Source organism: Ruegeria sp. YKSD163 (assembly GCF_059612905.1).
The window spans coordinates 144,000-162,974 of record NZ_JBXWRM010000001.1 but is presented as its reverse complement, the minus strand read 5'-3'; the positions used below and the strand labels follow the sequence as shown (position 1 = coordinate 162,974).

Annotated in this window: 19 protein-coding genes; 13 read left to right on the top strand and 6 right to left on the bottom strand. The window is 62.9% G+C overall.

Features of this window, described 5'->3' with window-relative positions; genetic code table 11:
* Positions 1 to 19: 19 nt before the first annotated feature.
* The gene (locus AC2FNA_RS00775; protein WP_496824299.1) at positions 20 to 2,254 is read left to right on the top strand and encodes a hybrid sensor histidine kinase/response regulator; all 2,235 of its coding nucleotides are present in this window, start codon (positions 20 to 22) and stop codon (positions 2,252 to 2,254) included.
* 6 nt (positions 2,255 to 2,260) lie between these two features.
* Here the strand turns inward: AC2FNA_RS00775 and AC2FNA_RS00770 are convergent, their stop codons facing one another.
* Positions 2,261 to 2,854, bottom strand: coding sequence for a gamma-glutamyl kinase (locus tag AC2FNA_RS00770; RefSeq protein WP_496823677.1), 594 nt, complete (start codon positions 2,852 to 2,854; stop codon positions 2,261 to 2,263).
* Between the two features lie 192 nt (positions 2,855 to 3,046).
* Here AC2FNA_RS00770 and recA point away from each other — a divergent pair, with 192 nt between their 5' ends.
* The 3 genes from recA to AC2FNA_RS00755 all read left to right on the top strand — a co-directional run bounded on the left by recA (position 3,047) and on the right by AC2FNA_RS00755 (position 7,221).
* The gene (gene recA / locus AC2FNA_RS00765; protein WP_496823675.1) at positions 3,047 to 4,108 is read left to right on the top strand and encodes a recombinase RecA; all 1,062 of its coding nucleotides are present in this window, start codon (positions 3,047 to 3,049) and stop codon (positions 4,106 to 4,108) included.
* Between the two features lie 148 nt (positions 4,109 to 4,256).
* The gene (alaS, locus tag AC2FNA_RS00760) at positions 4,257 to 6,929 is read left to right on the top strand and encodes an alanine--tRNA ligase (RefSeq protein ID WP_496823673.1); all 2,673 of its coding nucleotides are present in this window, start codon (positions 4,257 to 4,259) and stop codon (positions 6,927 to 6,929) included.
* Between the two features lie 4 nt (positions 6,930 to 6,933).
* Positions 6,934 to 7,221 (top strand): DUF1330 domain-containing protein, encoded by a 288-nt coding sequence (locus AC2FNA_RS00755; protein ID WP_496823671.1) that lies wholly within the window; start codon positions 6,934 to 6,936, stop codon positions 7,219 to 7,221.
* A 101-nt stretch (positions 7,222 to 7,322) separates the two neighbouring features.
* On the opposite strand, the gene typA is transcribed toward AC2FNA_RS00755, so the two are convergent.
* Entirely contained in the window at positions 7,323 to 9,143 is a 1,821-nt protein-coding gene (gene typA / locus AC2FNA_RS00750) for a translational GTPase TypA (protein ID WP_496823669.1), read from the bottom strand.
* Positions 9,144 to 9,246: 103 nt separating this feature from the next.
* Entirely contained in the window at positions 9,247 to 9,582 is a 336-nt protein-coding gene (locus AC2FNA_RS00745; protein WP_496823667.1) for a DMT family transporter, read from the bottom strand.
* A gap of 226 nt (positions 9,583 to 9,808) precedes the next feature.
* On the opposite strand from AC2FNA_RS00745, the gene AC2FNA_RS00740 reads away from it, so the two are divergent.
* Both AC2FNA_RS00740 and AC2FNA_RS00735 read left to right on the top strand, forming a co-directional pair.
* Positions 9,809 to 10,603 (top strand): class II glutamine amidotransferase, encoded by a 795-nt coding sequence (locus AC2FNA_RS00740; protein ID WP_496823665.1) that lies wholly within the window; start codon positions 9,809 to 9,811, stop codon positions 10,601 to 10,603.
* Positions 10,604 to 10,687: 84 nt separating this feature from the next.
* The gene (locus AC2FNA_RS00735) at positions 10,688 to 10,825 is read left to right on the top strand and encodes a hypothetical protein (protein ID WP_234170105.1); all 138 of its coding nucleotides are present in this window, start codon (positions 10,688 to 10,690) and stop codon (positions 10,823 to 10,825) included.
* A gap of 5 nt (positions 10,826 to 10,830) precedes the next feature.
* On the opposite strand, the gene AC2FNA_RS00730 is transcribed toward AC2FNA_RS00735, so the two are convergent.
* From AC2FNA_RS00730 to AC2FNA_RS00720, 3 genes are read right to left on the bottom strand one after another with little or no spacing between them, the layout of a single operon-like run.
* On the bottom strand, positions 10,831 to 11,991 hold the full coding sequence (locus tag AC2FNA_RS00730; RefSeq protein WP_496823663.1) for an HD domain-containing protein: 1,161 nt from the start codon (positions 11,989 to 11,991) through the stop codon (positions 10,831 to 10,833).
* Positions 11,988 to 12,227, bottom strand: a complete 240-nt coding sequence (locus tag AC2FNA_RS00725) for a hypothetical protein (protein ID WP_496823662.1) — start codon at positions 12,225 to 12,227, stop codon at positions 11,988 to 11,990. The genes AC2FNA_RS00730 and AC2FNA_RS00725 overlap by 4 nt, the downstream gene beginning before the upstream one ends.
* The gene (locus AC2FNA_RS00720) at positions 12,227 to 12,880 is read right to left on the bottom strand and encodes an alpha/beta hydrolase (protein ID WP_011047753.1); all 654 of its coding nucleotides are present in this window, start codon (positions 12,878 to 12,880) and stop codon (positions 12,227 to 12,229) included. Before AC2FNA_RS00720 ends, AC2FNA_RS00725 begins: the two co-directional genes overlap by 1 nt.
* Positions 12,881 to 13,064: 184 nt before the next feature.
* Between AC2FNA_RS00720 and iscR the strand changes: the two genes are divergently transcribed.
* From iscR to AC2FNA_RS00685, 7 genes are all read left to right on the top strand, one after another.
* Positions 13,065 to 13,523: a Fe-S cluster assembly transcriptional regulator IscR gene (gene iscR / locus AC2FNA_RS00715; RefSeq protein ID WP_496823660.1), complete on the top strand. Its 459-nt coding sequence runs from the start codon at positions 13,065 to 13,067 to the stop codon at positions 13,521 to 13,523.
* Positions 13,524 to 13,598: 75 nt separating this feature from the next.
* Positions 13,599 to 14,642: a cysteine desulfurase family protein gene (locus tag AC2FNA_RS00710; RefSeq protein ID WP_496824297.1), complete on the top strand. Its 1,044-nt coding sequence runs from the start codon at positions 13,599 to 13,601 to the stop codon at positions 14,640 to 14,642.
* Positions 14,643 to 14,682: 40 nt separating this feature from the next.
* Positions 14,683 to 16,203 carry a Fe-S cluster assembly protein SufB gene (gene sufB, locus AC2FNA_RS00705; protein ID WP_496823658.1) on the top strand — a complete coding sequence of 507 codons (1,521 nt, stop codon included), beginning with the start codon at positions 14,683 to 14,685 and terminating at the stop codon, positions 16,201 to 16,203.
* A 38-nt stretch (positions 16,204 to 16,241) separates the two neighbouring features.
* Complete coding sequence (locus AC2FNA_RS00700) at positions 16,242 to 16,847, top strand: hypothetical protein (RefSeq protein WP_496823657.1); 606 nt, start codon at positions 16,242 to 16,244, stop codon at positions 16,845 to 16,847.
* 27 nt (positions 16,848 to 16,874) lie between these two features.
* Positions 16,875 to 17,189, top strand: a complete 315-nt coding sequence (locus AC2FNA_RS00695; RefSeq protein ID WP_234170100.1) for a heavy metal-binding domain-containing protein — start codon at positions 16,875 to 16,877, stop codon at positions 17,187 to 17,189.
* Positions 17,190 to 17,205: 16 nt separating this feature from the next.
* Positions 17,206 to 18,135: an FkbM family methyltransferase gene (locus AC2FNA_RS00690; protein ID WP_496823655.1), complete on the top strand. Its 930-nt coding sequence runs from the start codon at positions 17,206 to 17,208 to the stop codon at positions 18,133 to 18,135.
* 1 nt (position 18,136) lies between these two features.
* Positions 18,137 to 18,973: a polysaccharide pyruvyl transferase family protein gene (locus AC2FNA_RS00685; RefSeq protein WP_496823653.1), complete on the top strand. Its 837-nt coding sequence runs from the start codon at positions 18,137 to 18,139 to the stop codon at positions 18,971 to 18,973.
* The last annotated feature ends 2 nt before the right edge of the window (positions 18,974 to 18,975 follow it).

Here is an 18,975-nt window from a genome sequence, read left to right as displayed (position 1 = left end):
CCGCGCGCGGGTGGCGGCGATGCTGCTGCTGGCGCTGGCGGCCTTTGGTGCGGCGGTGTTCTGGGACCTGTCTGGTTTCGTGCAAAAGGCGCTGTTCGCCGCGGGGGGCTCCTCGATCCTGGTCACCGGATTGCTGCTCTACCAAAGCAGCCATGCCCGTGGGGTCGAAGGACAGATGCGCCAGATGTTGGCGGGGTTTATCGATAAGGACGCAACTCCCAGCTTTGTCACCGATGACGAGGGAGCCATTCAGGCGCGAAATGCCGCGGCCTCAATCCGGTTTTCGGGCGCCAGCGATGAAACGCTTGCTGCAACGCTGCGGTCGATCTTTGGCAACCCCTCGGCGGTGCTGTACCGTTTGCAGTGCAGGGCGCGGGTCGACGGCAACGCACGTGAGGACGTGGTGACCCGGCGCGGCCATATCCGCCTGTCGGTGCATGTGCTGGGCGACGTTGGATTTCTTTGGCGAGTCGAGGATATCACTGATCGCACCGCCGCCAGCAGCCGCGCCGACAACCTGCCATTTCCGATGCTGACCATCGGGCGCTCGGGCGCGGTGCTGTTCATGAACGAAGCGGCGCGCGCGTTTATCGGCTCGCGGGTGAAATCGCTCGACCGGTTGTTCCTGCAGCTGCCTTACAGGCCCGGTGAAATCAATCATGTCAGCACGGGCGCGGGCAGCGCGCCCGCGATCGTGGTCGAGATCTCAAACAGTCCGGGCCGGCAAGAACTGTTCCTGATCCCGGTCAAGGGCGAGATGGGGCAGGGCAAGGCGCCTGATTTTGCCACTTTGCCGGTCGCGATGATGCGTCTGACGGCATCGGGCAAGGTGCTGGAGGTCAACCGCTTGGCGCAGGACTTGCTGGGCGGTCCGGTTGAACCGGATACGATGCTGGACCAGTTGATGCTGGGCCTTGGACGACCGATCCCCGACTGGCTGCGGCAAACGGTCGAAGAGGCGGGGGCGCCCCGGTCAGAGTTTCTCCGGCTCAGCGGGCGCGACAGCGAGATGTTCGTGCAGGTGACGCTGAGCCCGATCAATGAGGGTGGCCAGACCGGGTTGATCGCGGTCCTGAACGACGCGACCGAATTGAAAACGCTTGAGGCTCAGTTCGTACAAAGCCAGAAGATGCAGGCGGTGGGCCAGCTTGCTGGTGGTGTGGCGCATGATTTCAACAATCTGCTGACGGCGATCTCGGGCCATTGCGATCTGCTGTTGCTGCGGCACGATCAGGGTGACCCGGACTATGGCGATCTGGTGCAGATCAACCAGAACGCCAATCGCGCTGCGGCACTGGTCAGCCAGTTGCTCGCCTTTTCCCGAAAACAGACCCTGCGCCCAGAGGTGCTGGACCTGCGTGACACGCTTGCTGATCTGATCCACCTGCTGAACCGGCTGGTGGGGGAAAAGGTGACGCTGACACTCAGTCACGATCCGGTATTGAAATCGGTGCGCGCCGATAAACGGCAGCTGGAACAGGTATTGATGAATCTCGTGGTCAACGCCCGCGATGCGATGCCCCAGGGTGGCGAGATTCGCATCGAGACCGAGGTCTTGACGCTGGATGAACCATTGGAGCGCGACCGCGCCACGCTGCCGATCGGCGAGTATGTCTCCGTCAAGGTGCGCGACGAGGGGATGGGGATCGAGCCGGACAAGCTGCAAAAGATTTTCGAACCTTTTTATACCACCAAGCGCACTGGTGAGGGCACTGGTCTGGGCCTTTCAACCGTCTATGGGATCGTCAAACAGACCGGCGGGTTCATTTTTGTTGACAGCGTGTTAGGCAAAGGAACCGAATTTACCCTCTATCTGCCTGCTTATCAGGCGGTGGCGAACGAGGTGCGACAGGCGCCGCTTCTCACCGAGAAACGTATGGCCACACATGGCGCGGGCGTGGTGTTGCTGGTCGAGGATGAGGCACCGGTGCGCGCCTTTGCCTCGCGCGCACTGCGACTGCGCGGCTATACGGTGATCGAGGCGGATTCGGCCGAAGAGGCGCTCCGCCTGCTTGAGGACCCCGATCTGGCCGTCGATGTCTTTGTCACCGATGTGGTGATGCCGGGCCTGGACGGGCCGACCTGGGTGCGCAAGGCGCGCGAAGAGCGTCCCGACGTGCGGGTGGTGTTTGTTTCGGGCTATTCCGAGGGCGCGTTTGGCGAAACAGACAGCGCGTTGCCGAATTCGGTCTTTCTGCCGAAACCCTTCTCGCTGACACAACTGACCGAAACGGTGCACCAGCAGCTTCATTGAGGCAGATCAGATCGCGCGCGCGTGCAACTCGAACTCGTCGGCGCATTTGCGTCGCAGCCGCTCGGCGATGTCGGGGGATAGCTCAAGCGGCAGATCGGGCGAGACGTTTTCACGGGCTGGAGCGATCTCGGTCTGCAAGCGGTCTTGCAGAAAGGTGCGAATGCCCGGCTGGTTCTCGTATCTGAACAGATGGCTGACGGTACAGCCATTGGGACGCGGTGTCAGAAACCGCGCCTGGGAGCCGACATTGGCAAACCCTGGGCGCTTGCCCTGCATATAGGCGGTCACGAATTCATCGAAGCTGATGCCATGGGTCGCGTTCGGTTTGCCCTGCATGAAAGGGCGCTGGCGATAGCGATACCAGCTGCCGAGCCACTCGACCGGCTCGCGCACCACCGCCATGATCTCCATCTCGACCCCGAACATCTTCTCGAAAATCGGCCGAAAGAACCGGTCATAGCGGTAAATGGGCGCATGTTTCAACTCGGGCGGGTCGGACACGACAATGTCAGCGCGGGCACGCAGCGCGGTCTGATAAGCGGTGGTTCCGGTCTTGGGGACAGAGAGGAGCACAAGTCTTTCCTTAAAGAAAACAAGCATCTGCTCTCCGTCCCTGCTGCATGACACATGAAACCTGTCCAACGTAAACCACTCCTTAACACAATTGGAAAAGAGTGAATAAGAAAGATTTTGTTTGAAATGTTCTTCTTTTGATCTCATAAGGAACAAGAGGTGAACAAAGACCCGATTGCCGCCCGTGACGGCGTGTGACAAAAGGAAGGGGACAGGATAATGGCGGATCTTCTGACGATGAGCAGCAAACAGAACGCGGACAAGCAAAAGGCGCTGGACAGTGCCCTGGCCCAGATCGAACGGCAGTTCGGCAAAGGCTCGATCATGAAACTTGGCGGTGAGAACGCCATTCAGGAGATCGAGGCAAGTTCGACCGGCTCGCTGGGGTTGGATATCGCGCTGGGAATCGGTGGTCTGCCGATGGGACGGATTGTCGAGATTTACGGGCCGGAAAGCTCGGGCAAGACCACGCTGACCCTGCATTGCATTGCAGAGCAGCAAAAGCGCGGCGGTGTTTGCGCCTTTGTCGATGCCGAACACGCGCTCGACCCGCAATACGCGCGCAAGTTGGGCGTCGATCTGAACGAGCTGTTGATCAGCCAGCCCGACACCGGTGAACAGGCGCTGGAGATCACCGATACGCTGGTGCGCTCGGGCGCGGTCAACATGGTCGTGGTCGATTCGGTCGCCGCGCTGACCCCGAAATCGGAACTTGAAGGCGACATGGGCGATTCCAGCGTCGGCGTGCAGGCCCGCCTGATGAGCCAGGCCATGCGCAAGCTGACCGGCTCGATCAGCCGCTCGAAATGCATGGTGATCTTTATCAACCAGATCCGGATGAAGATCGGCGTGATGTTCGGCAGCCCGGAAACCACCACCGGTGGCAACGCGCTGAAATTCTATAGCTCGGTCCGCCTGGATATCCGCCGTATCGGCGCCATCAAGGATCGCGACGAGGTGGTGGGCAACGCCACCCGCGTCAAGGTGGTCAAGAACAAGGTGGCACCGCCCTTCAAGCAGGTCGAGTTCGACATCATGTATGGTGAGGGTATCTCGAAGACCGGTGAGTTGCTGGATCTGGGCGTCAAGGCCGGCGTGGTCGAGAAATCCGGCAGCTGGTTCTCTTACGGGGATGAGCGGATCGGCCAGGGCCGCGAGAACGCCAAGACCTTTCTCAAGGAAAACCAGTCGATTGCGCTGGCGATCGAAGACAAGATCCGCGCCGCGCACGGGCTGGAGTTCGACATGACCGAGGATAGCGAGGATATCCTCGAAGCCTGACCGGACCCGCGGCACGGCAATCTGACAACAGGGGCGTCCAATGGCGGGCGCCCCATTTTTCTGCGCTGCGGCTGCGAGGAGTGGACTATCGCTTACGCTGCGGCTAAACCGGCTCAGACCTTGTCGAATTCGCGCCGAGAGAGCCAGAATGCCCAGCCTGAACGATATCCGATCGACCTTTCTGAACTATTTCGCGAAGCAGGGGCATACGATCGTCCCGTCCAGCCCGCTGGTGCCGCGCAACGACCCGACGCTGATGTTCACCAACTCGGGCATGGTGCAGTTCAAGAACTGCTTTACCGGGGTAGACAAGCGTGACTATGTCCGCGCCACCACCGCACAGAAATGCGTGCGGGCGGGCGGCAAGCACAATGACCTCGACAATGTGGGTTATACCGCCCGGCATCACACGTTTTTCGAAATGCTCGGCAACTTCTCCTTTGGCGACTACTTCAAATCCGAGGCGATCCCTTTTGCCTGGGAACTGATCACCCGCGATTTCGACATTCCCAAGGACAAGCTATATACCACGGTCTATCACACCGATGACGAGGCCTTCGAGATCTGGAAGAAGGTGGGCGTGCCCGAGGACCGGATCATCCGCATCGCCACCTCGGACAATTTCTGGCAGATGGGTCCGACCGGCCCCTGCGGCCCTTGCACCGAGATTTTCTATGATCATGGCGACCATATCTGGGGCGGCCCTCCGGGCAGCCCGGAAGAGGATGGCGACCGGTTCATCGAGATCTGGAACATCGTTTTCATGCAGAACGAGAAGTTCGAGGACGGTTCGATGGTCGATCTCGACATGCAGTCGATCGACACGGGCATGGGGCTGGAGCGGATCGGCGCGCTGCTTCAGGGCAGCCATGACAACTATGACACCGACCTGTTCAAGGCATTGATCGAGGCCTCGGCCGATGCCACCAGTGTCGATCCCTATGGCGACCAGAACGTGCATCACCGGGTGATCGCCGATCACCTGCGTTCGACCTCGTTCCTGATCGCGGATGGCGTGATGCCTAGCAATGACGGGCGTGGCTATGTCCTGCGCCGGATCATGCGGCGGGCGATGCGGCATGCGCATCTGCTGGGCGCCAAGGAACCGGTGATGCACCGGTTGGTGCGCACGCTGGTCGGCCAGATGGGCGCGGCCTATCCAGAGTTGGGCCGGGCGCAGGCGCTGATCGAGGAAACGCTCTTGCTGGAAGAGACCCGGTTCAAGCAGACGCTGGACCGTGGTCTGAAACTGCTGGATGACGAGTTGGCCGCACTGCCCGAAGAGGCGCCGCTGCCGGGCGAGGCGGCGTTCAAGCTGTATGACACTTATGGCTTTCCGCTGGACCTGACGCAGGATGCGCTGCGCGAAAAGGGCCGCAAGGTCGATACCGACGGGTTCGATGCGGCCATGGCCGAGCAGAAGGCCAAGGCGCGCGCCGCCTGGGCGGGCTCGGGCGAGGCGGCGGATAACGCGGTCTGGTTCGATGTGCTGGATATCGCGGGCGCGACCGATTTCCTGGGCTATGACACCGAAAAGGCCGAGGGCCAGGCGCTGGCCCTGGTAGTTGATGGCGCGCTGAGTGACAAGATCGCCGAGGGCGGCAGTGGCTGGGTGGTGACCAACCAGACGCCTTTTTATGGCGAATCCGGTGGCCAGGTCGGCGATACAGGCGTGATCCGGCGGCTGGAAAACCGCGACCACGTGGCGTTGGTCGAGGACACGCGCAAGTTCGCCGATGGCAAGGTCTATGCCCATAAGGTGACCATGGAGCGCGGCGCGCTGGCCAAGGGCGATGCGGTCGAACTGGAAGTGGATCATGCCCGCCGCAGCGCGATCCGGGCCAACCACTCGGCCACGCACCTGTTGCACGAGGCGCTGCGCGAGGCATTGGGCGATCATGTGGCCCAGCGCGGCTCGCTGAACGCCGCCGACCGGCTGCGGTTCGACTTCAGCCATGCCAAGGCGCTGAGCGAGGCGGAACTGACCCAGGTCGGGACCGAGGTGAACCGGTTCATCCGGCAGAACTCGCGTGTTGAGACGCGGATCATGACGCCCGACGATGCCCGCGCCATCGGCGCGCAGGCGCTGTTTGGCGAGAAATACGGAGACGAGGTGCGGGTGGTGTCGATGGGCCGGGCCGAGACCGGCAAGGGCAGCGATGGCAAGACCTGGTCGATCGAGCTGTGCGGCGGCACCCATGTGGCGCAGACCGGCGATATCGGCATGTTCGTGCTTCTGGGCGACAGCGCGTCAAGCGCCGGGGTGCGACGTATCGAGGCGCTGACCGGGCAGGCCGCGTTCGAACACCTGTCGCAGGAGGTTGGTCGTCTGTCCGAGGTGACAGCGATGCTCAAGGCGCAACCGGCCGAGGTGGCCGAGCGGGTGCGGGCGCTGTTGGACGAGCGCAAAACCCTGCAGAACGAGGTGGCGCAACTGCGCCGCGATCTCGCCATGGCCGGAGGGGCCGGGCAGGGTGGTGGCGCTGTGGCGCGCGATGTGGGTGGTGTGCCCTTCCTGGCGCAGGTGCTGACCGGCGTGTCGGGCAAGGATCTGCCAGCTCTGATTGACGAGCATAAGGACCGTTTGGGTTCGGGCGCGGTGCTGCTGATCGCCGATACTGGTGGCAAGGCGGCGGTTGCGGCTGGTGTGACCGAGGATCTGACGGGCCGTGTTTCTGCTGTGGATCTGGTCAAGGCGGCGGTCGTGGCGCTTGGCGGCAAGGGCGGTGGTGGCCGCCCGGACATGGCGCAGGGCGGCGGTCAGGATGCAGGCAACGCGGATGCGGCGATCAGGGCCGCGGAACAGGTATTGGGAGGATAAGACGATGGGCGCACTCTGGATTGCACATGTGACGGTGACCGACGCCGAAGCATATGGAAAATATGCCGAACTGGCCGGGCCCGCCATTGCCAAACACGGCGGCACATTTGTCGCGCGGGGTGGCCGTTTCGTTCAGCTTGAGGGCAAGGAGCGTCCGCGTAACGTGGTCGCCAGATTTCCCAGCGTCGAGGCGGCGGTGGATTGTTACAACTCGCCCGAATACCAGGCGGCGCTGGACCATGCGCGCGGCGCATCGGAACGCGAACTGATGGTTGTCGAGACCAGCGAGTAAGAAAATTCTGCGAATTTTCGGGGTCCGAGATTATTCGTCGAATAATCTCAGACCGGACCAAGACCAAAAAAGGGGCGCCCTGTCGGGCGCCCTTTTTTTTATCAGCTGGCTGCCTTGGCCATGCGTTTGCGTTCATGCGGGTCGAGATAGCGTTTGCGCAGGCGGATGGTGGTCGGGGTCACCTCGACCAGTTCGTCATCGTCGATATAGGCAATCGCCTCTTCCAGGCTGAACTGGATATGCGGGGTCAGCCGCACCGCGTCATCGGTGCCCGAGGCACGCACGTTGGTCAGTTTCTTGCCCTTGAGCGGGTTCACTTCCAGGTCATTGTCGCGGCTGTGTTCTCCGATGATCATCCCCTCGTAGACATCGGTCTGCGGGCCGATGAACATGCGGCCGCGCTCTTCGAGGTTCCACAGCGCATAGGCGACCGACTGGCCGTTTTCCATCGAGATCAGCACGCCTGCGCGCCGGCCCGGGATGGCGCCCTTGTGCGGGGTCCAGCCGTGGAACACCCGGTTCAGCACGCCGGTACCGCGCGTATCGGTCAGGAACTCGCCATGATAGCCAATGAGCCCGCGCGAGGGCACATGCGCGATGATCCGCGTCTTGCCGGCGCCCGCCGGTTTCATCTCGACCAGTTCACCCTTGCGGGGGCCGGTCACCTTTTCGATCACCGCGCCGGTATATTCGTCATCCACGTCGATGGTGACTTCCTCGACCGGTTCCAGTCGCTGGCCGTCTTCCTCGCGGAACAGGACCTGCGGGCGCGAGATGCTGAGTTCGAACCCTTCGCGGCGCATGTTCTCGATCAGCACGCCCATCTGCAATTCACCCCGGCCCGCGACCTCGAAGGCCTCGCCGCCGGGCGTGTCGGTGACGCGGATGGCGACATTCGATTCCGCCTCTTTCATCAGGCGGTCGCGGATCACCCGGCTTTGCACCTTCTTTCCGTCCCGGCCCGCCAGCGGGCTGTCGTTGATACCGAAAGTGACCGAGATGGTCGGCGGGTCGATCGGCTGGGCGGGCAGGGCCTCGGTCACCTGAGGATTGACCAGGCTGTCGGCCACGGTGGCCTTGCTCATCCCGGCGATTGTGACGATATCGCCCGCTTCGGCCACGTCGATGGGCTGTTGGCCCAGGCCGCGAAAGGCCAGGATCTTGGAGGCGCGGAAGCTTTCGATCTGGGTGCCGTCGCGGCTGAGCGCTTTCAGGCTCTCGCCCGCCTTGAGCGTGCCGCTTTCCACACGGCCGGTCAGGATGCGGCCGATGAACGGGTCGCTGCCCAGCGTGGTGGCCAGCATGCGGAACGGCTCGTCCTTGCGGGCGATCTGTGCCGGGGCGGGCACATGGCGCACCACCAGTTCGAACAGCGCCGTCAGATCCTTGCGCGGTCCGTCCAGATCCGTGTCGGCCCAGCCCGAACGCCCTGAGGCATAGAGATGCGGGAAATCAAGCTGTTCGTCATTGGCACCCAGATTGGCGAACAGGTCGAAACATTCGTCCAGCGCCCGGTCGGGTTCGGCATCGGGCTTGTCGACCTTGTTCAGCACCACGATAGGGCGCAGGCCCAGCGCCAGCGCCTTGGATGTCACGAACTTGGTCTGCGGCATCGGGCCTTCGGCGGCGTCGACCAGAAGAACCACGCCGTCGACCATGCTCAGGATGCGCTCGACTTCGCCGCCGAAATCGGCGTGGCCGGGGGTGTCGACGATGTTGATGCGGGTGCCCCGCCACTCGACCGAGGTCGCCTTGGCCAGAATGGTGATCCCGCGCTCGCGTTCCAGGTCATTGCTGTCCATGGCGCGTTCGGCTACGGCCTGGTTCTCGCGAAAGGCACCGGATTGTTTCAGCAGTTCATCCACCAGCGTCGTCTTGCCGTGGTCCACGTGAGCGATGATCGCAATGTTGCGCAGGTCCATGAGGTCCGCCTTTGTAAGGGAGTTGGCCCGGCGCATAGCCCGAGATCCGGCCAAAGGCCAGAGGAAATGCATCTTTTCCGCTGATATACGCCGCGGCGCGGCATCAATGCGGCGAGGCGCCCGAGAACAGGTGGATGACAAGGATGCCGGCCATGATCATCGAGATCCCCAGAATGGCGGGCAAATCCAGCCGTTGGCCGAACACGACCAGACCGATGATGGCAATGAACACGATGCCCAACCCTGACCAGATCGCGTAGACAATACCCACCGGCATGTGGCGCAGGGTCAGCGACAACAGGAAAAAGGCGATGCCATAGCCCCCCACCACGATCAGCGAGGGCACCAGTCGGGTGAATTGCTGGCTGGCCTGTAGCGCGGTGGTTCCCACGGTCTCGGCTGCGACCGCTAGGATCAGATAGATGTAATGCATCGGCATGAGCGGTCTCCATGTCGGGGATTCGCGGGACATCGGCCCCTGATCCCGACCTAGCGCAATTTCCGGCGTCGGGACAGAGGAGGGAAATAGAGGATATTCGAACAGGTACTTGTGCGGTGATTCACTCGACGGAAAGGCGCGCTCAGGATAATGAGAGCGATCAGACGGGGCCGCTGCCCCGGACCCGTGGGGCGCGGGAGCAGTCGCCCCAGCCGGAGAGCGAACCATGTGCCGTTGGGCCGCCTATCATGGAACCCCGATCTTTCTCGAAGATGTCATTTCCCGTCCGGGGCATTCGCTGATCGCGCAAAGCGCTCATGCCGAGGAATGCAAGACCGCCACCAATGGAGACGGTTTCGGCGTGGCCTGGTATGACGCCCGGCCCGAACCGGGGCTGTATCGCGATGTCTATCCGGCCTGGTCCGACCCGAACCTGCGGGCGGTGGCCCATCACGTGCGCTCGGGGCTCTTTCTCAGCCATGTGCGCGCCTCGACCGGGTCGTGTATCAGCCGCAACAACTGCCATCCCTTTGCCGCGCGGCGGTGGTCGTTCATGCATAACGGCCAGGTCGGCGGGTTCGAGGCATTCCGCAAACAGGCGGACATGGCCATCGCTGACGAGTTCTATACCTATCGTAAGGGCAGCACCGATTCCGAAGTGCTGTTCCTGCTGGCGCTGAGCGAGGGGCTGGAAAGCGATCCGCATGGCGCGCTGGCGCGCGCAGTGGCGCGTCTCGAAACGTTGAGCCGGGCTCATGGAACCACGCCGCATATGCGCCTGTCGGCGGCCTTCAGCGACGGTCAGACGCTTTATGCCGCGCGCTACTCCTCGGACCATATCGCGCCGTCGGTCTATTACCGCTACAGCAATGCCCGGCAGGGCTGGGCGGTGGTCTCGGAGCCGTTGGAGCAGGACGAAGGCGACTGGACCGAACTGCGTCCGGGGCGGATGCTGAGCATCGGCGCCTCAGGCGTGCAGGAATGTGATTTTGCACCGGCGGATCTTGGCCGGGCGGCCTAGGGTGATGAAAACCTGACTGGTGCGATGGATCAGGGCGGGTTAGCCTGACCTTATTCCAACCACACCTATTTTTTCAGGTTCATCATGCTTACACCATTTGCGAAAGCCATCGTCATTGCCGCATTGCTGGTTGTCGGGGTCGGTCTGGGTTTTGCCCCGCGCGCCGATGTGACCCTTCCCGCCGCCGAACTGGAGCAGCCCCGGCCCGCACGCGGCGTCTGATCCGGTCAGAGCCGAAGGCCCAGGCGGGTGAAGCAATCGCTGAGCTGCGGAAGCAACCAGTCCCATAGGCCCGGGGCGCCCCGGCTGACCGGGGTGCCGACCCGCGCCACCAACTGTGGCAGGCTGACATCATAGGTCACCCAGGAGCCGCCACCGTTCTCCAGATTGGCGATTGGCGTCTGCACCCGGTCCACCGCCTTGCTGAACAGGGCATCGGCGCTTTGGGCGGCTTCGAATTCCTGCCAGATCGCGCACAGCCCGGCCCCCTGGTCACGGGGCAGCAGGCCAAATAGGCGTTCGGCGGCGGCAGCCTCCAGGGCCTCTTGCGCGGCATGGTCCACATCGCCGTGGATCGGGTTGTCGCCGGCGTCGATCTCGACCAGATCGTGGAGCAGCAGCATGCGCAGCACCCGGTCGATATCGACCGGTGCGGCTGCATGTTCCCCCAAAACCCAAGCATACAGCATGATGTGCCAGCTGTGTTCGGCCGAGTTTTCGAACCGGCTGTCATCCATCAGACGCGAGGCGCGCAGCACGGTTTTCAGCTGATCCGCCTCGGCCAGAAACTCCAGCCGGTCGGCAAAACCACCCGTCGCGGGCGGGTCCCCGTCAAGCAAAGCCCGCGCGTGCGCATGCGCCTCGGGGAAAGCATGGGCCAGATAGGCCGCGCGCCCGCTGCTCAGATTCTCGCGCACCACCTCGACATGGTCAGGCCGGGGCGTATCAGCGCAAAGCACCTGAAACATCGGCTGGCAGCGGTCCAGCATCTTGGCATAGCGGGCATCGGCGGTTTCATCGGCCTCGAATTCGGTCCAGAGCGCATGGAAATCCGCCGCCTGATCGGGAGGCAACAGGCTAAACAGTTTGCGCGCCGCCGCCCGTTCGGCCCGTTCCACCGCCTGCCAGTCTGTCACCTCGTGGATCGGGTGATCGCCGGTCTCGATCTCGACCAGATCATGCAGCAGCAGCATGCGAATGGCGCGGTCCACATCCACATCCGGTGCCGCAAAGGGCGCCAATACCAGTGCCCAGAGAGCCAGATGCCAACTGTGTTCGGCGGAATTTTCAGGCCGCGACAGATCGAGTAGCACATTGGCCCGCTCGACCGTTTTCAGCCTGTCGGCCTGTTTCAGAAAGGCGATCTGGGCGTCAAGCCGCGCGCTCATTCACTGTCCTTCGCCTTGCCCTTCAACTCGGCCAGGCGGCGCGCCAGCACCCGGCGGGCGCCGCGTTCGGCCAGCCGCACGCGCACCTCGGTCAGAAACGCCTCTTCCAGCGACTGCGAGGAGGCAGCCAGTTGCGTGCCGATCTCCATATAGAGCCGCTCGTCGCCGGTCTGGTCCATCGCCTTGAGCGTGTCCTCGGCCAGTTTGGCGGCCAGCGTCTCGATCGTCCCCGCCATCAGCGCGAGGTCTCGGTCAGGCGACGCTTCACATAATCGGTCACGCTGGTGATCATCGTGTCCATGTGCTGGTTCTGGAAGAAGTGATCGGCGCCTTCGACCTCGGTATGGGTGATGGTGATGCCTTTTTGTTCATGCAGCTTGTTGACCAGCGAGCGGGTATCGGCGGGCGGCGCCACGCGGTCCGAGGTGCCGTTGATGATCAGGCCCGAAGACGGGCAGGGCGCCAGGAACGAAAAATCATACATATTCGCCGGCGGCGCCACGCTGATGAATCCGGTGATCTCGGGGCGGCGCATCAGCAGCTGCATGCCGATCCAGGCGCCAAAGGAGAAGCCCGCGACCCAGCAATGTTTCGAGTTGTTGTTCATCGACTGCAGATAATCCAGCGCCGAGGCCGCATCGCTCAGCTCGCCGATGCCCTGATCATATTCGCCCTGGCTGCGCCCGACCCCGCGGAAATTGAACCGCAGCACGGTGAAACCCAGATTGTAAAAGGCGTAATGAAGGTTATAGACGACCTTGTTGTTCATGGTGCCGCCAAATTGCGGATGCGGGTGCAGCACGATGGCAATGGGTGCGTCTTTTTCCTTTTGCGGGTGGTAGCGGCCTTCCAGGCGGCCTTCGGGTCCGGGAAAAATCACCTCGGGCATATGTGCTTTCGTCCTGTCTCGCGGTCTGAGATGCCGGGCTAAACTTGACGAATTCCCTCGGGCATCTTAGAATGGTTCTAAGTAACGTGCCGCGTGCCGGCAACGCTGTCAGTGGGAGATACGCACTGAGGGCGATAAGGTCAATGATTTCGCGCATCTGGGCGCGGTTGAGGAGGGCAGGAGCGTGAAGCTATCGACAAAGGGGCGCTATGCGATGGTGGCGTTGACCGATATCGCGCTGCAACCGGCGGACAAACTGGTCACGCTGGGCGACATTTCCGAGCGTCAGGACATCTCGCTGCCTTATCTGGAGCAGTTGTTCGTCAAGCTACGGCGCGCCGATCTGGTCGCCTCGGTGCGCGGTCCGGGCGGCGGTTATCGTCTGGCGCGCCCGGCCTCGGAGATCCGTGTGGTCGAGATCCTCGCCGCCGTGGACGAGACCGTGAATGCCATGCACAAGGGGGCGGGCGCCTCGGGCGCCTCCTCGGGCAGTCGCGCACAATCGCTGACCAACCGCCTGTGGGAGGGGTTGAGCGCGCACGTATATGTGTTCCTGCACCAGACGCGGCTGTCGGATGTGGTGAAGAACGATCTGGCGCCGTGTCCGGCGGTGCCCAATCTGTTTTCGGTCGTTGACGACTAGCCCTGTCTGAACCCTTGATTGCCATTTTTTCCGGGTCAGTCTATCTGGACCCAACCGCCAAGAAATGATGACTCTCTGATGCGCGTTTACCTCGATCACAATGCCACCACACCGCTGCGCGCCGAGGCGCGGGCGGCGATGATCGCGGCGATGGATGTCTGTGGCAACCCGTCTTCGGTCCATGCCGAGGGGCGTGCGGCCAAGGCGGTGGTGGAAAAGGCGCGGGCGCAGATCGCGGCAGCCTTTGGCGCCGATGGGGCGGACATCGTCTTTACTTCGGGTGCGACAGAGGCCGCCGCGCTGGCGCTCAAGAACCGGGATTTGCATGGGTGCGCGCTTGAACATGATGCCGTAAGAGCATGGATAAAAGAGGATTTACCCGTGTCCGCCGACGGTTTTGTTGCGGTTGCGGAACCTGCGCGATCGACCCTGCAACTGGCCAATTCCGAGACCGGTCTCCTTCAGGACCTGCCGCAGGGACTGGCGGTGACCGATGCGACGCAGGGGTTTGGCAAGTTGCCCGTCGCCTTCAACTGGCTGGGGGCAGAAATGGCGCTGATCTCGGCGCACAAGCTGGGCGGCCCCAAGGGGATCGGCGCTTTGGTAATGCGGCGCGGCACCGATCTTGCGGCGCAGATCAAGGGCGGCGGGCAGGAAATGGGGCGCCGCTCGGGCACCGAGAACGTGATCGGCATCGCCGGTTTTGGCGCCGCTGCCGAGGCCGCCGCGCGCAATCTGGCGGACGGGGTCTGGGAGCGCGTCGAGAAACTTAGAAATATTCTAGAAAATGCTCTTGAGGCCGGAGCTAAATCTACTATTTTTGTCGGGAAAGGTCGGCCCCGCCTGCCGAACACCCTGTGCCTGGCCACGCCGGGTTGGAAGGGCGAGACGCAGGTGATGCAGATGGACCTGGCCGGATTTGCCATCAGCGCCGGCAGCGCCTGTTCCAGCGGCAAGGTCCGCGCCAGCGCGGTGCTGCAGGCGATGGGGTTTGACGAGGCAACGGCGACAAGCGCGATCCGCGTGTCGCTGGGGCTCGAGACGACCGAAACGGATGTGCTGCGCTTTGCCGAAGCGTGGCTGGACAAAGAAAAGAAACACCGCGCGCGCGCCGCGTGAACCAGAACAAACAGCGCGCTCAGCGCGAAGGAGGGCTCTCATGGCCGTAATGGACCAGACCCAGGTAAAAGAAGGCGTCGATCAGGAGACGGTGGATGCCGTCCGCGAGGCGGGCACCTACAAATACGGCTGGGAAACCGAGATCGAGATGGAATACGCCCCCAAGGGCGTGAATCCTGACATCGTGCGCCTGATCTCGGGCAAGAATGAAGAGCCCGAATGGATGACCGAATGGCGGCTGGCCGCCTTCGAGCGCTGGACCGGCATGACCGAGCCGAAATGGGCGATGGTCAACTATCCCGAAATCGACTTTCAGGATCAGTATTACTATGCCCGCCCCAAGAGCATGACCGAAAAGCCCAAATCGCTGGATGATGTCGACCCCAAGCTGCTGGCGACCTATGAAAAGCTGGGCATCCCGCTGAAAGAACAGATGATCCTCGCCGGTGTTGAAGGCGCTGAAAACGCGCCCGCCGAGGGTCGCAAGGTCGCCGTGGACGCGGTGTTCGATTCCGTTTCGGTCGGCACCACGTTTCAGGCCGAGCTGAAAAAGGCGGGTGTGATCTTCTGCTCGATCTCCGAGGCGATCCGCGAACACCCCGAACTGGTGAAGAAATACCTGGGCACCGTGGTGCCGGTCAGCGACAATTTCTATGCCACGTTGAACTCTGCAGTGTTCTCGGACGGCTCGTTTGTCTATGTGCCGCCCGGCGTGCGCTGCCCGATGGAGCTGAGCACCTATTTCCGCATCAACGCCGAGAATACCGGCCAGTTCGAACGCACCCTGATCATCGCCGACAAGGGCAGCTATGTCAGCTATCTCGAAGGCTGCACCGCACCCCAGCGCGACACCGCACAGCTGCATGCCGCCGTGGTCGAGATCATCGTCGAGGAAGACGCCGAGGTGAAATACTCGACCGTCCAGAACTGGTATCCGGGCGACGAGAACGGCAAGGGTGGCATCTACAACTTTGTCACCAAGCGCGCCGATTGCCGGGGTGACCGGTCCAAGGTGATGTGGACCCAGGTGGAAACCGGTTCCGCTGTGACCTGGAAATACCCCTCCTGCATCCTTCGCGGCGATGACAGTCAGGGCGAGTTCTATTCCATCGCCATCGCCAACAACATGCAGCAGGCCGATACCGGCACCAAGATGATCCATCTGGGCAAGAACACCAAATCGCGCATCGTCTCCAAGGGGATCAGTGCGGGCAAGGCCCAGAACACCTATCGGGGCCTTGTCTCGATGCACCCCAAGGCCAGGAACAGTCGCAACTATACCCAGTGCGACAGCCTGCTGATCGGCGACAAATGCGGGGCGCATACGGTGCCCTATATCGAGGTCAAGAACAACTCGTCGCGCTGCGAGCACGAGGCGACCACGTCCAAGGTGGACGAGGATCAGCTGTTCTATTGCCGCTCGCGCGGGATGGACGAGGAAGAGGCCGTTGCACTGGTGGTGAACGGGTTCTGCAAGGACGTGTTGCAGGCGCTGCCGATGGAATTTGCCATGGAGGCGCAGCAGCTGGTGGCGATCAGCCTCGAAGGCTCGGTGGGCTAAGGCCCCCGACGGGGACCGTTGCGGCAGGGATCAGGCCAGTGGACGACCAGACCGGCGAACAGATGCGGCCAGAGCTGACCATGCCCCCGGCAGAGGCAGAGGCGTTGCGCACGGCCTATAAAGAGGCCGAGGTGATCCTGGAATACGGGTCGGGCGGCTCGACCGTGGTCGCAGCCGAACTGCCGGGCAAACATGTCACCTCGGTCGAAAGCGACCGCACCTGGGCCCGCATGATGAAGGCCTGGCTGGCCGCCAACCCGCCCGCCGAGGGGACCGAGGTCAACATCGTCTGGACCGACATTGGCCCGACCGGCGACTGGGGGCATCCGGTTTCGGACAGCAAATGGCGCAGCTATCCCGACTATCCGCTGGCGGTCTGGCGCGCCGACGGGTTCCGGCATCCCGATGTGGTTCTGGTGGACGGGCGGTTCCGGGTCGGTTGTGCGCTGGCCACCGCCTTTTCGATCACCCGACCCGTGACTCTGCTCTTTGACGATTACAGCCAGCGACGCTGGCAACATCAGGTCGAGGACTTCCTTGGTGCGCCGCTGATGATCGGGCGTCTGGCCGCCTTTCAGGTCGAGCCGCAGCCGATCCCGCCCGCGGCGCTGTTGCGGGTGATCCGCACCATGACCAGCCCCTGACGTGACACCGTAACGAGGACCCGACCCATGATCGTGACCACCACCCCAAATGTCGAAGGCCACCGCATCACCGCCTACAAGGGCATCGTGGTGGGCGAGGCGATCATGGGCGCAAATGTGGTGCGCGACGTCTTTGCCTCGATCACCGATATCGTCGGTGGCCGCTCTGGCGCCTATGAAAGCAAGTTGCAGGACGCCCGCGAAACCGCGCTGTCCGAGCTGGAGGGCCGCGCCGCCGCGCTGGGGGCCAATGCGGTCGTTGGCGTCGATCTGGATTACGAGGTGGTGGGCCAGTCGATGCTGATGGTCTCGGCTTCGGGCACCGCCGTCGTGCTGGACTGATTGTGGGAGGATTGACGTGAGTACCGAAGACATCGCACCCGCCGCGCAGCTGAGCCGCGCAGACCAGATGCTGGCGCGCCGCTATGCGTTCCTGGCCGATGCCATCGCGCCCGAACGGCCGCTGCGCATCACAGATGTGGGGGCCAACCCGATCAATGTGCCCGACTATGACCGGTTGCTGACCCTCGGCGGGTGCGAGGTCTGGGGCTTTGAACCCGATCAGGCCTCGTTCGATGCGCTGATGGCCGATCCGCGTCCGGGTACCCATTACCTGAAACAGGCGGTGGGGGTGACCGGTCCGGGCCGGTTCCATCCGCATCGGCTGAGTGGTCTGGGGTCGCTGTTTCCGATCCGTAAGGAATCGGTCACCTATCTGGGCAAGCCGCAGTGGCACGACTCGCGGCGCGAACCGATTGACATGGAACTGATCGCGCTTGACGATCTCGACGACGAGGCTCTGCCGCGTCCGGATGTGCTCAAGATCGACATTCAGGGGGGCGAGTTGGACGTGATCCGCACCGGCCGCCAGAAACTGTCCGAGGCGATCTGTATCATTCCCGAGGTGCGGTTCTATCGCATCTACGAGGACGAGCCGCTGTTCGGGCCGCTGGATGTGGAATTGCACGACCAGGGGTTTCGCTTTCATACCTTCCAGTTCACAAAGTCACGGCAGGTGATCAACTCGCAAAGCGCGCGCTTGCCCTACAAGACCATCCGCAGCCAGATGATGGATGGCGATGCGATCTATATCCGCGACCCGGAAACGATCGAGGATTGGACGGCAGAGCAGGTCCGGCAACTGGCCGTGGTGTCCGCCTGCGTATTCGGCAGTTTCGACCTGACCGTGTTCTGCCTGGACGAGCTGGTGCGACGCGGTCTGACGGCACCCGAGGTGCCCGGGCAGTTCGTCGACACACTGCCCGCCTGGATGCTGAAGGGGAACTAGGGTGAACGCTGTCTCATCGGATCCGATCCGCCTCTATTGGTGGAAGGGCGTGCCGAATTTCGGCGACGCCCTGTCGGCGCTGGTGGTGGCGCATGTGTCGGGCCGCGCGGTGCGCCATGCCGGGCCCAAGGGCTGCGAGATGCTGGCCATCGGCTCGCTGATCCAGGTGATGCGCCGCAACTATGGCGACCCGGCACCCGACGGGCGCCGGCCGGTGATCTGGGGCGCGGGGCTGTTACATCCGGTGGGCTCCATCGGGTTTCTTGAGAATGTCGAGGTGGCGTTGCTGCGTGGACCGCTCAGCGCCGATCTTTTGGGGCTGAGAATGCGCGCCTTTGGCGATCCCGGCCTGCTGGTAGGCGACCTGTTGGGCGAGCTGCCCGCGCGCGATGACCGGATCGCGCTGGTGCCGCATCACTCGATGCTGGCCGATCCGGCGCTGGCGGCACTGCTGGACGCAGAACCGGCGTTGGAACTGATCGACGTCGCGGGTGACGCGCTTGAGGTCTGCCGCCGCATTGCATCTTGTCGGCATGTGATCTCGGCCAGCCTGCACGGGTTGATCGTGGCCGATGCCTGCGGTGTGCCTTCGACCTGGCTGATGCCGGGCGGGCAGCAGCATCTGAAATACTACGACTATGCCGCCTCGGTGGGCCGTCCGCTGGACATGCCGCTGACGCTGGACGAGGTATCCGCCCATCTGCGCGGCCTCAAAGACGACGACGGACTGGCCTGGGCCGAGGGCATCGCCCGCGCCCGCGCCGATCTGCTGACCACTTTCCCGGCGCATATGCGCGCCCAAACCCCTGCCTCCGCCACTGCGGCGGAACCGAAATGAGA

What these genes read in the sequence shown, in the direction of transcription:
- AC2FNA_RS00775 (WP_496824299.1), top strand. Translation starts at nt 20, where the DNA reads ATGCTGCTGCTGGCGCTGGCGGCCTTTGGTGCGGCGGTGTTCTGGGAC.
- AC2FNA_RS00770 (WP_496823677.1), bottom strand. Translation starts at nt 2,854, where the DNA reads ATGCTTGTTTTCTTTAAGGAAAGACTTGTGCTCCTCTCTGTCCCCAAG.
- recA (WP_496823675.1), top strand. Translation starts at nt 3,047, where the DNA reads ATGGCGGATCTTCTGACGATGAGCAGCAAACAGAACGCGGACAAGCAA.
- alaS (WP_496823673.1), top strand. Translation starts at nt 4,257, where the DNA reads ATGCCCAGCCTGAACGATATCCGATCGACCTTTCTGAACTATTTCGCG.
- AC2FNA_RS00755 (WP_496823671.1), top strand. Translation starts at nt 6,934, where the DNA reads ATGGGCGCACTCTGGATTGCACATGTGACGGTGACCGACGCCGAAGCA.
- typA (WP_496823669.1), bottom strand. Translation starts at nt 9,143, where the DNA reads ATGGACCTGCGCAACATTGCGATCATCGCTCACGTGGACCACGGCAAG.
- AC2FNA_RS00745 (WP_496823667.1), bottom strand. Translation starts at nt 9,582, where the DNA reads ATGCCGATGCATTACATCTATCTGATCCTAGCGGTCGCAGCCGAGACC.
- AC2FNA_RS00740 (WP_496823665.1), top strand. Translation starts at nt 9,809, where the DNA reads ATGTGCCGTTGGGCCGCCTATCATGGAACCCCGATCTTTCTCGAAGAT.
- AC2FNA_RS00735 (WP_234170105.1), top strand. Translation starts at nt 10,688, where the DNA reads ATGCTTACACCATTTGCGAAAGCCATCGTCATTGCCGCATTGCTGGTT.
- AC2FNA_RS00730 (WP_496823663.1), bottom strand. Translation starts at nt 11,991, where the DNA reads ATGAGCGCGCGGCTTGACGCCCAGATCGCCTTTCTGAAACAGGCCGAC.
- AC2FNA_RS00725 (WP_496823662.1), bottom strand. Translation starts at nt 12,227, where the DNA reads ATGGCGGGGACGATCGAGACGCTGGCCGCCAAACTGGCCGAGGACACG.
- AC2FNA_RS00720 (WP_011047753.1), bottom strand. Translation starts at nt 12,880, where the DNA reads ATGCCCGAGGTGATTTTTCCCGGACCCGAAGGCCGCCTGGAAGGCCGC.
- sufB (WP_496823658.1), top strand. Translation starts at nt 14,683, where the DNA reads ATGGCCGTAATGGACCAGACCCAGGTAAAAGAAGGCGTCGATCAGGAG.
- AC2FNA_RS00695 (WP_234170100.1), top strand. Translation starts at nt 16,875, where the DNA reads ATGATCGTGACCACCACCCCAAATGTCGAAGGCCACCGCATCACCGCC.